This is a genomic window from Streptomyces sp. NPDC029292, assembly GCF_055569295.1.
Window position 1 is genome coordinate 111,916 of record NZ_JBVHXR010000006.1, and the last position, 13,745, is coordinate 125,660.

The 13,745-nt window shown below is 72.5% G+C and carries 14 protein-coding genes and 1 pseudogene; 8 read left to right on the plus strand and 7 right to left on the minus strand.

All coding sequences use genetic code 11. The features are described from left to right. Positions 1-103: 103 nt before the first annotated feature. Positions 104-526 (plus strand): MarR family winged helix-turn-helix transcriptional regulator, encoded by a 423-nt coding sequence (locus ACZ4WS_RS15720; RefSeq protein WP_467981089.1) that lies wholly within the window; start codon positions 104-106, stop codon positions 524-526. Here ACZ4WS_RS15720 and ACZ4WS_RS15725 read toward each other — a convergent pair. The 3 genes from ACZ4WS_RS15725 to ACZ4WS_RS15735 all read right to left on the minus strand — a co-directional run bounded on the left by ACZ4WS_RS15725 (position 504) and on the right by ACZ4WS_RS15735 (position 2,756). Further along, positions 504-1,064 (minus strand): hypothetical protein, encoded by a 561-nt coding sequence (locus tag ACZ4WS_RS15725; RefSeq protein WP_467980717.1) that lies wholly within the window; start codon positions 1,062-1,064, stop codon positions 504-506. The genes ACZ4WS_RS15720 and ACZ4WS_RS15725 overlap by 23 nt on opposite strands. Before the next feature lie 61 nt (positions 1,065-1,125). Then, entirely contained in the window at positions 1,126-1,839 is a 714-nt protein-coding gene (locus ACZ4WS_RS15730) for a GNAT family N-acetyltransferase (protein ID WP_467980719.1), read from the minus strand. Then, positions 1,836-2,756, minus strand: a complete 921-nt coding sequence (locus ACZ4WS_RS15735) for an NADP-dependent oxidoreductase (protein ID WP_467980721.1) — start codon at positions 2,754-2,756, stop codon at positions 1,836-1,838. The genes ACZ4WS_RS15730 and ACZ4WS_RS15735 overlap by 4 nt, the downstream gene beginning before the upstream one ends. Before the next feature lie 261 nt (positions 2,757-3,017). Between ACZ4WS_RS15735 and ACZ4WS_RS15740 the strand changes: the two genes are divergently transcribed. Both ACZ4WS_RS15740 and ACZ4WS_RS15745 read left to right on the plus strand, forming a co-directional pair. Beyond that, positions 3,018-3,623, plus strand: a complete 606-nt coding sequence (locus tag ACZ4WS_RS15740) for a sulfite oxidase-like oxidoreductase (RefSeq protein WP_467980723.1) — start codon at positions 3,018-3,020, stop codon at positions 3,621-3,623. A gap of 4 nt (positions 3,624-3,627) precedes the next feature. After that, a complete protein-coding gene (locus ACZ4WS_RS15745; protein ID WP_467980724.1) occupies positions 3,628-4,383 on the plus strand; it encodes a ferredoxin reductase in 756 nt (251 codons plus the stop codon). Between the two features lie 21 nt (positions 4,384-4,404). Here the strand turns inward: ACZ4WS_RS15745 and ACZ4WS_RS15750 are convergent, their stop codons facing one another. Both ACZ4WS_RS15750 and ACZ4WS_RS15755 read right to left on the minus strand, forming a co-directional pair. Next, positions 4,405-5,298, minus strand: coding sequence for a universal stress protein (locus ACZ4WS_RS15750; protein ID WP_467980726.1), 894 nt, complete (start codon positions 5,296-5,298; stop codon positions 4,405-4,407). A gap of 245 nt (positions 5,299-5,543) precedes the next feature. Beyond that, a pseudogene (locus ACZ4WS_RS15755) lies at positions 5,544-5,888 on the minus strand (histidine kinase); the annotation flags it as partial. A 120-nt stretch (positions 5,889-6,008) separates the two neighbouring features. Between ACZ4WS_RS15755 and ACZ4WS_RS15760 the strand changes: the two are divergent. The 5 genes from ACZ4WS_RS15760 (at position 6,009) to ACZ4WS_RS15780 (ending at position 11,837) form a co-directional block, all read left to right on the plus strand. Next, positions 6,009-7,904, plus strand: coding sequence for a hypothetical protein (locus ACZ4WS_RS15760; RefSeq protein WP_467980728.1), 1,896 nt, complete (start codon positions 6,009-6,011; stop codon positions 7,902-7,904). 359 nt (positions 7,905-8,263) lie between these two features. Next, on the plus strand, positions 8,264-9,229 hold the full coding sequence (locus tag ACZ4WS_RS15765) for an acetylxylan esterase (RefSeq protein ID WP_467980730.1): 966 nt from the start codon (positions 8,264-8,266) through the stop codon (positions 9,227-9,229). A gap of 8 nt (positions 9,230-9,237) precedes the next feature. After that, complete coding sequence (locus tag ACZ4WS_RS15770; RefSeq protein WP_467980732.1) at positions 9,238-9,642, plus strand: nuclear transport factor 2 family protein; 405 nt, start codon at positions 9,238-9,240, stop codon at positions 9,640-9,642. 158 nt (positions 9,643-9,800) lie between these two features. Further along, positions 9,801-10,967: a serine hydrolase domain-containing protein gene (locus ACZ4WS_RS15775; protein WP_467980734.1), complete on the plus strand. Its 1,167-nt coding sequence runs from the start codon at positions 9,801-9,803 to the stop codon at positions 10,965-10,967. A 144-nt stretch (positions 10,968-11,111) separates the two neighbouring features. Beyond that, positions 11,112-11,837, plus strand: coding sequence for a GntR family transcriptional regulator (locus ACZ4WS_RS15780; RefSeq protein ID WP_467980735.1), 726 nt, complete (start codon positions 11,112-11,114; stop codon positions 11,835-11,837). Here the strand turns inward: ACZ4WS_RS15780 and ACZ4WS_RS15785 are convergent. Together ACZ4WS_RS15785 and ACZ4WS_RS15790 are read right to left on the minus strand one after the other, a co-directional pair. Then, entirely contained in the window at positions 11,815-12,789 is a 975-nt protein-coding gene (locus ACZ4WS_RS15785) for an anti-sigma factor RsbA family regulatory protein (RefSeq protein WP_467980737.1), read from the minus strand. The two genes, ACZ4WS_RS15780 and ACZ4WS_RS15785, sit on opposite strands and share 23 nt — an antisense overlap. Then, on the minus strand, positions 12,786-13,676 hold the full coding sequence (locus ACZ4WS_RS15790) for an MEDS domain-containing protein (RefSeq protein ID WP_467980739.1): 891 nt from the start codon (positions 13,674-13,676) through the stop codon (positions 12,786-12,788). Before ACZ4WS_RS15790 ends, ACZ4WS_RS15785 begins: the two co-directional genes overlap by 4 nt. Between the last annotated feature and the right edge of the window lie 69 nt (positions 13,677-13,745).

The following is a 13,745-nucleotide window of genomic DNA, read 5'->3' on the forward strand; positions in this document are numbered from 1 at the left end:
AGGGTCCGATGAGACCGTTGTCACCACCGAGACGTCCGCCGCCGAGACGTCCGCCATCGACACGTCAGCGGCGGACGCGGCCGTGGAGACCATCCAGCGCGAGATGACGGTCTTCGCCCGGCGGGCCCGGGCCTCGGCGGGCCGCATGCACCCCGAGCTGTCCCTGGTCTCGTACACCCTGCTGGGTCACTTGGAGGAGAGCGGCGGCTGTCGTGCCACCGACCTGGCCGCGCACTACGCGCTGGACAAGTCCACCGTGAGCCGGCAGGTGGCCGCACTCGAGCGCTCGGGGCTCATAGAGCGGCGCCTCGACCCGGACGACCACCGGGTGCAGGTGCTCCATCTGACCCGGGCCGGCACGGAGATCCTCGCCCAGGTGACGGAGAGCCGCCGGGAGGCGTTCCGCGAGCGGCTGGTGGACTGGCCGGAGGAGGACCTGGAACGGTTCGCCGCGTATCTGGTGCAGTACAACACGGCGTCCGCAGCGGTCTCCGAAGCCTCTGTCAGGAAGGCTTCCGCGAGCTGAGGAGTTCCTCCGTCAGCGCGTGCAGCCGCCGTGCCGCGCCCCGGTCGAAGCCCTCGTCGTCCACGCCGATGCGCGCTCCCTCGACGAAGGCACTGAGCGGTTCGGCGGGCGGGTCGTCCAGGGCGGCGAGGATCGGCGCGGCGGCCTCCTCCACCGGCCTCCCCAGCCGTTTGAGGGACTCGACGTGGGCGAGCGTCTGCGCGTCGTACTCGCCGGCGAAGCTCCCCGCCGTGACGCCGGGATGGATCAGGACGTACCGGATGCCGGTGGCCGCGTGGCGCTCGGCGAAGGAGACGCCGAGCAGGTCGTTGAGCTTGCCGCCCTGGCCGAGCGCCGCGCCCCCGTGGTAGCCGTGCGCGAGGCCCAGGTCGGCCCAGTGGACGGCGGAGAGGGGCCCGCCGGGCCCTGCCACTCTCCGCGAGGAGGCCGAGATCCGTTGATCCGACCGGATGAAGGAGGCGCCGTCCTGGGCGAGCGCCTGCCCCTTCACCTCGCTGCGGCCGATGACGACAACGCGGTCGCCGCGCGCCCCAGACACGTACGGGCGACCGACGCTCCGATCCCGTCGGTCCCGCCCGCGATCACCACGGTCTTCGTCGTCACCCGACGCCCACGGCCCGCTCGTCCTCCAGGTGCTCGGGTACCCGTGCCGCCATGAACCGGGTGGTGCGGCGCAGCCGGAAGCCCAGGGACTCGTAGAGCCGGATGGCGTGGGTGTTGCCCGCGGCGGTGTGCAGGAAGGGGGTCTCGCCGCGCTCGCGTATGCCGTGCGCGACGGCCAGGATCAGCCGGCTCGCCAGGCCCTCGCCGCGGAAGTCCGGGTCGGTGCAGACGGCGCTGATCTCGGTCCAGCCCGGCGGGTGCAGTCGCTCCCCCGCCATGGCGATCAGGGCGCCGCCCCGGCGGATCCCGAGATAGGTGCCGAGTTCGACGGTGCGCGGCAGGAACGGGCCGGGTTTGGTCCGTTCGACGAGGTCCAGCATCTCGGGTACGTCGGCGGGGCCGAGCCGTACGGCCTCGGCGTCCGGTGCCGCGGCGAGGCCGTCGTCGACGAGCTGGACGCCCTCGATGCTGAACGTCACCTCCCAGCCGTCCGGGGTCTGCCCGAGGAAGCCCGCCAGCGGGGCCTCGGCCCCGGGGCCGGCCAGGGCCGCGAGGTCCGACCAGTCGGCGGCGTCCGGCTCGTCGGGCAGGGCCAGCCACGGCGACACGTCCAGGGGGTAGCGCAGGACGCGGCCCCGGCGTTCGGCGAAGTGGGCGTGCGGGCCGCTCAGCGAGCCGAGCGCGGGATTGTCCAGCGGGTGCGCGCTCATGCGGAGACCTCGATCACGATCTTGCCGCGCACATGGCCGTCCTCGACGGTGCGCAGTGCCTCGTCGGCCCGGTCGAGGGGGAAGGTCCGGGTGACGAACGGCCGCAGCTCGCCGCCGACCACGAGCCTCGCCACTTCGTCGAGCACGGCGGCCGTGCGGGCTCGTTCGACGCCCGCGCCGCCCAGCTTCGCCACCGTCTCCCGGTCGGCACCGGTGATCAGTTTCGTGCGGTCGCTCAGCAGCGTGGCCGCCGCTTCCTGGACCTCGCCGCCGACGAGGTCGAAGACCCCGTCCACCCCGTCCGGGGCCGCCGCCCGCAGGCGCTCGGCCAGGTCGGGCCCCGACGGGACGTGCACGGCCCCGAGCGACTCGACGAAGTCCTTCTTGCCGTCGCTCGCGACCCCGATGACGCGCAGCCCGAAGGCGCGGGCGATCTGGGTGGCCGCGACGCCGACTCCGCCGCCCGCGCCGGTGATCAGCACGGTCGCGCCGGAGGGCAGGCCGAGCTGGCGGATGCCGTCGTACGCGGTCGCCGCCGCGACGGGCAGGGTCGCGGCGTCCGGGAACGACAGCTCGGCGGGCTTGTGCGCGGTCACGGCCACGGGCAGCAGGGCGTACTCCGCGTATCCGCCCGCCACCGGGTTGCCGAAGACCTCGTCCCCCACGGCGAAGCCGGTCACGTCGGCGCCGATCTCCTCGACGACCCCCGCGACCTCGTTGCCGAACACGGCGGGCATCTCGCGCTCGGAGTCTCCCGGACGGCGATGGCCCGTGCGCTGCTTCCAGTCGACGGGGTTCACACCCGCCGCGCGAACCGCGACGAGGATCTGGCCGGGCCCCGGACTCGGCCGGTCCAGCTCCACCAGGGCCTCGGTCTCCGGGCCGCCGTACCGCGTGAAGACGTACGCCTTGGGCATGTGCTCCCTCACTCTCCTTCGCTGTCGCCGGTCCAGGCCGCCCCTGTCACCAGGTGTAGGGGCCACGGGAACCGGCACTAGCGGCAAGGAAGATCGCGCCGCGGCTATTCCCGGGCTCCCGGAGAGTTCATACCGCCGCAATGATCGGGATCCGGCCCCGGCCCGGAGCACGGTCCACCAACGCGTACGGTTGAATGCGTAAGCATTGATCACGCCCGACCCGCGGGCCGCCGCGTGGGGCGGCCTGGAGGCACCACCCGTATGAACGTCACCCGAGGCTTCACCGGACGCTCGCGCGTCGACAACGCCGGACTGCCGCCCGGCCAGTACGACGCGGGCGACGACTGGCCCGTGCTGTCCGCCGAGGTCACGCCCGACCTGGCCCCCGCGGAGTGGACCTTCCGGGTCGACGGTCTGGTGGCCGAGCCGCGCACCTGGAGCTGGGAGCAGGCGCACGCGCTGCCCGCTTCGGCGTACGAGGGCGACATCCACTGCGTGACGAGCTGGTCGAAGTTCGGGGTGCGCTTCGGGGGCGTGTCCCTGGACGCGTTCCTGGACGCCGTACGACCGGACGCGCGTGCCACGCACGCCGTCGCTTACTCGCACACCGGCTACACCACGAACCTTCCGCTCGCCGACCTCACCGGCGGCCGTGCCTGGATCGTGTGGGAGTACGACGGGAAGCCGCTGCCCGCCGAACACGGTGGCCCGGCGCGGCTGATCGTGCCGCACCTGTACTTCTGGAAGAGCGCCAAGTGGATCGCGGGCCTCAGGATCCTCGACCACGACGAGCCGGGATTCTGGGAGCAGAACGGCTATCACGCACGCGGCAACCCCTGGGAAGAGCAGCGCTACTCCGGTGACTGAGACGATGACCGAGACCTTCGTACCCCCGACGCGCTTCGCCGTGCCCGGACGGATCGCCGTGAGCAATCGTGCCGCCGCCACCTGGCAGACGGCCACGCTCACCGAGATCCGCCGGGAGACGCCGCACGCGGCCACCTTCCGGTTCGCGGTTCCGCGGTGGATGGGGCATCTGCCCGGGCAGCATCTGATGCTGCGGCTGACCGCCGAGGACGGATATGTGGCGCAGCGCCACTACTCCATCGCGTCACCGCCCGAGGACGACGGGCACATCGAGCTGACCCTGGATCATGTCGAGGGCGGCGAGGTCTCCGGCTGGTTCCACACCGTGGCCAAGCCCGGTGACTCGGTGGAGGTGCGTGGCCCGCTCAGCGGCTTCTTCGCCTGGCCGGGCGACCGGCCCGCACTGCTGATCGGCGCCGGATCGGGTGTCGTACCGCTGATGTCGATGCTGCGGCACCATCGTGCGAGCGGTCTGGACGTGCCGCTGCGACTGCTCGTCTCCGCGCGCAGCCCCGAAGAACTCATCTACGCGCGGGAGTACGGCGAGGAGACCACGCCCGTCTTCACGCGCGGCGCGCCGGATGGTGTGCCGGTGGGACGTATGGCGGCCGCACATGTGGCGCCGCTCCTGGCCGAGCAGCCTGCCGGTGGGTGGGAGGCCTATGTGTGCGGCTCCAACGGGTTCGCGGAGCACGCCTCGCGGTTGCTGGTGGAGGCGGGTCAGCCGGTGGACCGCATCCGCATCGAGCGGTTCGGCTGAGACGCTCTCCGGGTCCCGCCGTCAGCTGTGCGGCACCACCGCGACCGGGCACGTGGCGTGGTGGATCAGCGAGTGCGCGGCGCGGCCCAGGCCCTCGCCCGTCCGGCGCCCGATGACCAGCAGACCGGCGTGGGTGGACGCCGTGAGCAGATGGTGGCCGGGGTGGCCGTAGACGACCAGCTCGGAGACGGCCGTCTCGGGGAACTTGTGGCGCCACGGCTGCAACGTGCCGGTCAGCACATGCCACTTGCCGTCCTCCTGCTCAGTGGTGTCGCCGGGCAGGAGTATGCCGGACGTGTAGCCACCTGTCGGGGGCAGGGCCCAGGTGTGCACCACGTGCAGGGGCGCGGAGCGAACGGCGGCCGTGTCGAAGGCGAAGCCGATGAGGTCGTCGGCCGGGTGGTCCAGGTCGAGGCCGAGGACCACCGGCAGGTACGGGGCGGCGCTCGGCGGTGAACCGTCGACGGTGGGCATGCGTTCGTCCTCGGGGCGTTCGCCCGCGCGCACGAGGACGACCGGGCGTTCGGCGCGGGCCGCGACCGCGAGGGCAACCGTGCCGACCTGGTAACTCGCGAACCCGGTGAAGCCGCGCGAACCGAGGACCAGGGGCTCGGAGTCGGCCGCCGCCGCGAGCAGCGCCGGGACGGCGGGCGCCTCGGTGGCGCGGGCAATGATGTCCAACGCCGGGTGGGCGTACGACAGTTGGATCGCGGCCCGGTCGAGAGCGGTGCGGGTGCGCCCGGCGGGGACGTCGACGTCCGGGATCCGCGCGGGTGTGACCGGTCCGGGACCCGCGTGCAGCAGACGCAGCGGGAGGCGGCGCCGCCGGGCCTCGCGGGCCGCCCAGTCGGCGGCGTCCAGGCTGGCGCGCGAGCCGTCGATGCCGACGGTGATGGTGCGGGTGCCGGGGCTCATGGCTGCTGCCTTTCGGGAGTCGGGCGGTCAGCCGGTCCGGGACCACTCGGCGGCCCCGGGCAGATTTGGCCGATGGTCAGGGAGTTGACGGTGCACCAGTGCGCTTCGAGTGCTGCTGGACGGTCCTTCGCCATGGTGGCTCCTGTTCGCTGCACGCGGTGGTGCGCGGGTTCCACAGCGGGCGCGGATCAGTCGTACGCGCGGGATTCGGCGCGCGGCCCACCGTGGACGCTCGAGCAGGCCGTGTGCCCGGAGGGCAGGTCGCCGATCGCGGACCACACCGCGTCACTGACGCCCACGGGGATGAACTGGGCGAGCTTCTGCTGCTGTCCGATGACACCGAGCGCTCCGTAATCGGCGTCCACCAGGACGACGGCGGCTTCGACGATCCGGCGCAGCCCCTGCGCGAGATCGAGCTCACGCCCCACCGAGAGCACCGCCTCCAGCAGGCCCTGCAGCCGGTCGCGGGTGCCGCGGACGGACTCGATCCGCCCCTGGAGCTCCTCCAGCAACTCGTCCAGGCGCAGCTTGGGCATAGGTCCCCGCCCATGCGCCCCTCCACTCGGTGAGAGCCGACGAGCCGTCACCATCCGGCCTCTCACGGTGGCCGCTGAACGAGACGGTGACAGTGGGGAGTTGAATACTCGCAGTGACCATGAGCCGGCCGGTCCACGGCTTCACGACCTGACTCACCCCACGGGAGGGACGCAATGCCTACGCTGGGCACGCTGTGCGACGAGCCCGACTTCTGTCTCCGCTTCGCCGACGGAGGCCCGACCAGCGACCGCGTGGTGGATTCCGTGCGGGTCGTGTCGATGACCTCCGCCGCGGGCAGCCGCCTGGGTGACGTCAGGGACGCGCTGGTGGTGATCGGTGACTACTGGGTCTCCGACCGGGAGGCGATCCATGACGGGGTCGAGTTGTTGTTGCGCGAGCTGTCGCGGAAGCGGGTCGCGGGCCTCGCCGTGGTGGTCCCTCGGCATGGCGTGCGCAACGTTCCGGTGGCGATTCGCAGTTCGGCCGCCCGGCTCGACGTACCCCTGCTGACCACGACCAAGGCGCTGCGCGCCTGGCACGAGCTGATCCCACGGCTGCGCGAGTACCGCTACCGGCACGCCGAGTGGCACGCCGATCAGCTCACCGCCCTGCTCAACCGGCTTCCGGACCGGCTCGCGGACGCGGACGCGGGCGCGATGAAACGGATCGCGGACTGGCTGGCGGCCGCCGTGGAAGGCGACGTACTCGTCAGTGATCCACAGCGGGGTGTCCTGGCCGCGGCGCCGGAGACTGCGCCCGGCGCACTCGCCCCGCTGCTCGCCCAGCAGGCCGTGCGGCCCGCGACCGAACCCGCCTCACCGCACACCCGGTCGGTCCCGCTGGCCTCGGCGGGTTCGGCCGCGGTGCTGTCGGTGCGCGCACGCCGTCCGTTCGACGACGTCGGCACCGATCTCGTACGGCACGCGGCCAAGGCGCTGGGCCTGATCGAGCAGGCGCGGTTGCGGCACCCCTTGGCCGAGGCACAGCGCGGAGTTCATCTGAGTGTCCTTCAACTGCTGCTGGTGGGCGAGGAGATGGCCGCTCAGCGCGTGATGGCCGGGCTGGCACCGGGGCTGCTCGCGACCGAGGCCGTACGCGTCCTGGTGATCGACTGCGCGCGGGAGGACCGTGAGGTGACGCTCCGGCAGGCCGAGAGCGCCGTGGGCGGACGGGTGCTGCTGGCGCGGTGCCCGGTCTTCAACCACCTGATCGCGGTGGATCCGTTGTTCGACGCCGAGGACGCTCCGCAGAGCGTGCACCAGGCGCTTCGGCGGGTCGTCGCGTCGTTGCCGGGGCACCACATGGGCGGCAGCCGGGTGCACCCGCTCAGCGAAGTCGGGGACGCCTACGCGCAGGCGGCCACCTCTTTGGTGCGAGCGCGCCGAATGCCCGGCAGAGTCGCCCTCGCCGAGGAGCGGGCCGACCTCGTGGACGTACTTCCCCTGGAGACGGCACGCCGTTGGGCGGGCACGCTGCTGCGTCCGGTACTGACGCTGCCGACGGGGCAGCGTGAACAACTGGTGCGCACGCTGGAGTTGGGGCTCGAGCTCCAGCACACGGCCGTCGGCCGGCTCCTCGGGGTGCACCGCAACACCGTGACGCACCGCGTCAGCAAGGGCTTCGATCTGATCGGTCTCGACCGCGGTCACGTCCTGAACCGGGTGGTCGTCTCCGCGGCGCTCAAGGTCGTCGTCAAGTACGGGCACGACGAACGTTCGCCGGACCCGGCCGCGGATTTCACCGCGATGCTCTCCACACCGGAGGTCCACGCCTGGGCGCGCTCGTTCCTCGAGCCGATCAGGACCGACCGCCGCGATCTGCTGCGCACCCTCCGCGCCTGGCTGGAGAACGACACCCACACCCAACGGACGGCCGCGGCCCTCGACTTGGCGGCGGTGACCGTCCGCAGTCATCTCCGGGCGGCCGCCCCGCTGATTCAGCGCGACCTCCTGGTGGGTCCGGACGGGGGTGACATGCCCGACGAACATGGACATGTGCTCAGCGGTGTACGTCCGCTGGCCTTCGCGCTCCACGCCAGCACCGGCCGCCCCTCCCTGCCGGCCGCCTGAGGCGGGCGGCCGGGCTGTGCACCGGTGACACGGCCCGCCCTCCCTCTTGTGCACCGGGACCCGCCGACCCGGCGTTCCCGAAGCACCCGCCCGCGGATTGTGCATGCGTGACATGGCACGCGCGGACGGCGGTCCCTAGCGTGACGCGTGTTCGCCCGACACCGGGTCGGGATGGGAGCGAGGAGGGGCATCACCATGAATGCCAAGTGCTGGTCGCGGAGGCGCAGCGTGCGGTCGGACCGGTTCCGGGACTCCGGATGGAAGCGGTTTCTGTCCGACAGGAAGTAAGGCCTGGCGGCCCTGACGGTGCCCCACGTACGGTGTGATCACCCGCATCCTGATGTCAAAGGTGGTCCTTCATGGCCCTGTTCGACCTCCCTCTCGACGAACTCCGCGAGTACCGCAGCGCGTCCGCCGAGCCCGAGGACTTCGACGCCTTCTGGGCCAAGACACTCCAGGAGGCCCGCGAGCACGACCTCGCCGCCCGCTTCGAGCCGGTCGAGACGCACCTCAAGACCGTCAAGGTCTACGACGTCACGTTCGCCGGGTTCGGCGGGCACCCGGTCAAGGGCTGGCTGACGCTGCCCGCCTGGGCGAACTCCCCGCTGCCCGCGGTCGTCGAGTTCGTCGGGTACGGCGGCGGGCGCGGCCTTCCGCACACACATCTGCTGTGGGCCTCGGCGGGCTTCGCGCACTTCGTGATGGACACCCGCGGTCAGGGCAGTGCCTGGGGCGGCGGCGAGACCCCGGATCCGGTGGGCAGCGCGCCCGCGTTCCCCGGTTTCATGACCCGTGGTGTCGATGCCCCCGAGAACTACTACTACCGCCGCGTGTTCACGGACGGGGTGCGCGCGGTGGAGGCGGCCCGCTCACATCCGCTGGTCGACGCGGGGCGCGTGGCGGCCGTCGGCGGGAGCCAGGGCGGCGGCATCACCATCGCGGTGGGCGGTCTGGTCCCCGACCTGGCCGCGATCGCGCCGGACGTGCCGTTCCTGTGCGACTTCCCCCGCGCGACGGTGCTGACGGACCGGCACCCGTACCGGGAGATCGGCAGCTACCTCAAGACCCACCGCGGCCGCACCGACGACGTCCTGCGCACGCTGTCCTATTTCGACGGGGTGCACTTCGCGGCGCGCGGCCGGTCGCCCGCCCTCTTCTCGGTCGCCCTGGAGGACCAGACCTGCCCGCCCTCCACGATCTTCGCCGCCTTCAACGCGTGGGCCCATGGCGACAAGGCGATCGAGGTGTACGACTTCAACGACCACGAGGGCGGCGGCCCCTACCAGGAGGCGGCCAAGCTGAGCTGGCTGCCCGGGCACCTCTGAGGAGTCCGATGAGGACGGCGCAGGCCGCGGAGCGGTTCGTCCGGGTGTGGGAGCGGGCCTGGGCGGCACACGACGTCGAGGCGATCGTGGAGTTGTACGCCGACGGGTGCGTCCACCGGTCCATGCCGTTCCGCGAGCCGCACCGGGGGCGGGACGAACTCGCCGCGTATGTGCGCTGGTCGTTCGCGGGCGAGCGGACCGTCGACGTGCGGTTCTCGGCGCCCGTCGTCGGACCGGACGGGGTGGCGGCGGCCGAGTTCCGCGTCCTCGCCGAGGAGAACGGGGAGCCCTCGACCCTCGCGGGCTGTGTCTTCGTGCGCTTCGACGCGGACGGGCTGGCCGTGGAGACGCGGGACTACTGGCACTCCCTCGCCGGCCACCAGGAACCGACCGGCTCCCTCTTCCTCACCTAGGCAGGTGCCCTCGGCCCGCCGTCCCCTTCGCCGCGACCGTGGCCGGGACGACGGGCCGATGCGATCCCTGGCTTCCCTCCAGTCCGACCAGTCGGTACGTTCGGGTCGTCCGGGGCGCACCGTCGCGCTCCGGTGTCCCGACGGGCGACGGAGGTCCCATGTCCCAGCACGCGCCTCACGTTCAAGGCCACTGCGACGCACGCTTCTCGGGGGTGCGCGACGCCTTCGAGGAGAACTTCCGCGACCGGGGTGAACTGGGCGCTGCCGTGACGGTCACGCTCGACGGGGAGACCGTGGTGGATCTGTGGGGCGGCTGGGCCGACGCCGCGCGCACCCGCCCCTGGGAGCGGGAGACGCTGGTCAACGTGTGGTCGACGTCGAAGGGTCCGGCCTCGTTGTGCGCGCACATCCTGGCCGATCGCGGGCTGCTCGACTTCGACGCCCCGGTGGCCTCGTACTGGCCGGAGTTCGCGGCGGCGGGCAAGGAGTCCGTCCTCGTACGGCATCTGCTGTCGCACCGCGCGGGGCTGGCCGGGCTGCGGGAGCCGCACACACTCGCGCAGCTCTGCGACTGGGAGCTGACCGTCGAGCGCCTTGCGGCCCAGGAGCCCTGGTGGGAGCCGGGGACGCGGTCCGGCTATCACGCGCTCACCTTCGGCCACCTGGTCGGCGAGGTGGTGCGGCGGGTGTCGGGGCTGCTGCCGGGCGCGTTCCTGGAGCGGGAGGTGACCGGGCCGCTCGGGATCGACTTCACCATCGGGCTGCCGGAGAAGGAGGCCGACCGGGTGGCCGAGCTGGTGCATCCGCCGGCCGCGTCAAGGAGTGAACAGGCTGCGATCTTCGCCCAGTTGACGCCCGCGGCAGTGGCCGCCCTCACCAATCCGCCGGTCGGCGCCGCCGAGGCCAACACCGCGCAGTGGCGGGCGGCCGAGATCCCGGCCGCCAACGGCCACGGCACGGCCCGCGCGGTCGCCGCGCTCTACGGGATCTTCGCCCGGCGGGGCACGTACGGCACCCGGCAGGTGCTCTCGCCGGAGGCCGCCGAGCGGGTGCGCGAGGGGCAGGGCAGCTGCCGTGACCTGGTCCTCGGCGCCGGGTTCGAGCACGAGACGGAGATCGGGCTCGGGTTGTGGCTGAGCGGGCCCAACGGCTCGTACGGACCCAACCCGAGGGCTTTCGGACATGACGGCTTCGGCGGCTCCTGCGGTCTCGCCGACCCGGAGGCGGGCGTCTCCCTGGGGTACGTCATGAACCGCATGGGCCCGCACATCGCCGACGACCCAAGGAAGATGGCGCTCGTGGACGCCCTGTACAGCGCACTCTGAACGCGCCCCTATCGCCCGGAGGGTGCGGGCTGAAATCGGCCGAACTGCCCGGCCGCTCTTCCCTGGTGGTTTAGACCAATGCTAGATGTGGTCGCGGAATGAGCCCGCACGGCTACGTCTTGTCACCACGCAGGAGGCGCGGACATGGCCCGCACCACCCACCCATCCGACCACGATCCCCGTTACGCACGGATCGCCGCGCAGTTGCTCGGCGAACTGCGCGACGGAACCATTCCGCCCGGCGAACGCCTGCCGGGTGAGCGGGAGTTGGCTGCCCGGTTCGGCGTGAGCCGCGAGACCGTACGGCAGGCGCTGCAGATGCTGCGGCGCGGCGGTCTGGTCTCCACCGACCGGCGCGGCAGCCACGCGACGCTCCCCGGGACCACGGCCGAGCACGTCCCGTCCCTCGACTTCCCCGTCGGGGCGCACACCGCCGAACCATGCGCCGTCCACCGGACCACCGTGACCTGGGAGGCTCCCCCGCCAGAACACGCACAGGCCCTGGGGCTCGCCCCGCGCCGGCCGACGCTGGTCCACCGCTACGAGTCGGCCGCGGCGGACGGCAGCGGGCTGCGGACGGCCGTGACGTCCTTCTCGGCCGTCGCCGTTTCCGAGGTCGAGGAACTCGCCCGCTACCGCGACCGCGCGGACGGCACCGCGTCGGCGCAACTGCGGCGGGCGTACGACTGGATGCGCAAGGCCGGTCTGACCCTGCACCACCGGGACTCGATCACACGGCTGCCGGGGTCCGTACGGGTCACCCGGCGGGTGCGCGACCAGTACGACCGGCCCCTGGAGATCACCGACCTCGTGGTGGACGCCCAACAGGACGCCCTGGTCTACGAGTTCACCCTGCCGGCGGCCGGGTGAGGTCCCCGGGGCGACGGAAGTACATGCGTACCGTGGAGCCCGTGGTCCCGAGGTCCTCGGCGACGAGATCACTCAACTGCCGTACCACCCACATCCCGTGGCCGCCCACGGCCCGCGGGTCGGGCGGCAGATGGCCCGGGAACCGCGCGGGCATCGCGGAGTCGCGCGCGCCGTCGTCGGAGACTTCACAGATCACGTAATGGGGGTCGCTGCCCAGCCGCAGCACACCGCCCCCGCCGCCGAACCGCACGGCGTTGACCACCGCCTCGTGCACCGCCGCCACCATGTCGTACGTCCGCTGCTCGGGCATCCCCGAGCGGCGGGCGTACGCGGCGAGGGCACCGCGCACGGCCGCCGCCTGGCCGCGCCCGAACCGGATGTCGTCGCAGTCACCGGGCAGGCGGGACGCGGGCCGGTCGGCGTCGCACTCGGCGTAGAAGTCGGCCGGGTCTGCGTAGCGTCCGCTGGGGGCCGATGTGCGGGCGCCGAGGGCGAGTTCGGGGTGGGTACGGGTCGCGGTGCGCACGACGTCGGCAGGGAGGGTGCGGGTGTCGTAGGGGCACAGGATCCAGTGGCCCGAGCCGGCGAAGGCGACGTTCAGCAGCGACTCGTAGCGCGTCCACTCGCGGGCCTCGAACTCCGTGCGGCCCGCCCAGACTGGCTCGCCGATGATCCGGACGCGGCGGTCGCTGCCGTGGTCCGCGAAGTACGCGTGGTACTGGCCGAGGGTGCGGGAGGGATAGCGGTACCAGTCGTCGGCGTCGACGAACTCGACCCCGTAGGAGCTGCTGCCGAGTGCCGCTTCGAGGACGGGGATGTTGTGGTCCCTGACGACGGCGAGGACGGCGTCACCCGCGTCCAGGCCGTCGCGGGTGAACTCGAGGCTCCCTTCGAGGAATTCTTCGTCCGAGCCGTAGCACAGCGCCTGGTGGACGAACCCGGTGCGGGTCATGGCGGGTCTTCTCCTTCCATGCGCAGGCCGGGCACGCGGTCCCAGCCGGTCACCCGCATCACCCGCTGGACGTGCGGGGCGACGCCGAAAAGGACGAGGGTGCCGCCCGCCGCGTACAGGGCGAGCGCCGAGAAGACCAGCAGGCGCAGCGCGCCGACGTCGACGAAACGCAGATCGCGCAGGTCGAGACGGGTGCGGATGCCGTTCGCGGTGCGGGCGCGGGCGCGGGCCGTCTCGGCGTGCAGGGCGCGGGCCACGGCGGTGACGTTCGTGTCGTCGATCTCCCCGGCGAGGGCCAGGCCGGGCGGCGCGAAGGTGCGCGTGATGGAGAGCAGCTCGTCGTGCCAGACGAGGTCGGCGGCGACCCGGCCATGGTGCAGTCCGTCGAGCGGGGCCAGTTCGTCCTCGTCGAAGATCCGGCGGTCGTACTGGCAGATGCCGAGCACGGGCAGGGAGGCGAAGACGGGGTCGAGGAGGAGCTCGCTGTCGTGCAGCATCTTGAGCCCCTTGTCCGCCCCGCCGCGCAGCACCTCCATGCTGACGCGCAGGCCGAGGAAGCCGTCACCGACCGCGCGGCGCGCCTCCCGGCGGATCACCTCGTCCAGGTCCCACAGTCCTTCGGGCGCGGCCAGATGCGGATCGACCGCCAGCCGGCCGACCGCGATCTCGTCATCCACGGGGCAGCCGTGCGCCTCCAGGAAGGAGAGCGCCAGGCCCGCCGGGATGTCCCCCGGCGTCAGTACGAGCCCGCGCTGTCCACTGGCCAGCCCGTCGAGGAGGAACGCGGCGAGTACGGTCTCGCGCTCCTCGTCCGTGTCGTAGCCGAGGAGCAGATGGTCTCCGGGACGCATCTGCCCGACGGCTCGCAGCGCCGGTACGACAGCCATTCCCCGCACCCCCCAAGGTCGCCACTCGGTGTGCCGGGCTCCATCCACGCTACGCCTGACGCGGCCTCG

Coding starts and splice junctions, on each gene's coding strand:
- ACZ4WS_RS15760 (WP_467980728.1), top strand. CDS start 6,009: ATGCCTACGCTGGGCACGCTGTGCGACGAGCCCGACTTCTGTCTCCGC.
- ACZ4WS_RS15775 (WP_467980734.1), top strand. CDS start 9,801: ATGTCCCAGCACGCGCCTCACGTTCAAGGCCACTGCGACGCACGCTTC.
- ACZ4WS_RS15785 (WP_467980737.1), bottom strand. CDS start 12,789: ATGACCCGCACCGGGTTCGTCCACCAGGCGCTGTGCTACGGCTCGGAC.
- ACZ4WS_RS15745 (WP_467980724.1), top strand. CDS start 3,628: ATGACCGAGACCTTCGTACCCCCGACGCGCTTCGCCGTGCCCGGACGG.
- ACZ4WS_RS15735 (WP_467980721.1), bottom strand. CDS start 2,756: ATGCCCAAGGCGTACGTCTTCACGCGGTACGGCGGCCCGGAGACCGAG.
- ACZ4WS_RS15780 (WP_467980735.1), top strand. CDS start 11,112: ATGGCCCGCACCACCCACCCATCCGACCACGATCCCCGTTACGCACGG.
- ACZ4WS_RS15765 (WP_467980730.1), top strand. CDS start 8,264: ATGGCCCTGTTCGACCTCCCTCTCGACGAACTCCGCGAGTACCGCAGC.
- ACZ4WS_RS15750 (WP_467980726.1), bottom strand. CDS start 5,298: ATGAGCCCCGGCACCCGCACCATCACCGTCGGCATCGACGGCTCGCGC.
- ACZ4WS_RS15740 (WP_467980723.1), top strand. CDS start 3,018: ATGAACGTCACCCGAGGCTTCACCGGACGCTCGCGCGTCGACAACGCC.
- ACZ4WS_RS15720 (WP_467981089.1), top strand. CDS start 104: ATGACGGTCTTCGCCCGGCGGGCCCGGGCCTCGGCGGGCCGCATGCAC.
- ACZ4WS_RS15790 (WP_467980739.1), bottom strand. CDS start 13,676: ATGGCTGTCGTACCGGCGCTGCGAGCCGTCGGGCAGATGCGTCCCGGA.
- ACZ4WS_RS15770 (WP_467980732.1), top strand. CDS start 9,238: ATGAGGACGGCGCAGGCCGCGGAGCGGTTCGTCCGGGTGTGGGAGCGG.
- ACZ4WS_RS15730 (WP_467980719.1), bottom strand. CDS start 1,839: ATGAGCGCGCACCCGCTGGACAATCCCGCGCTCGGCTCGCTGAGCGGC.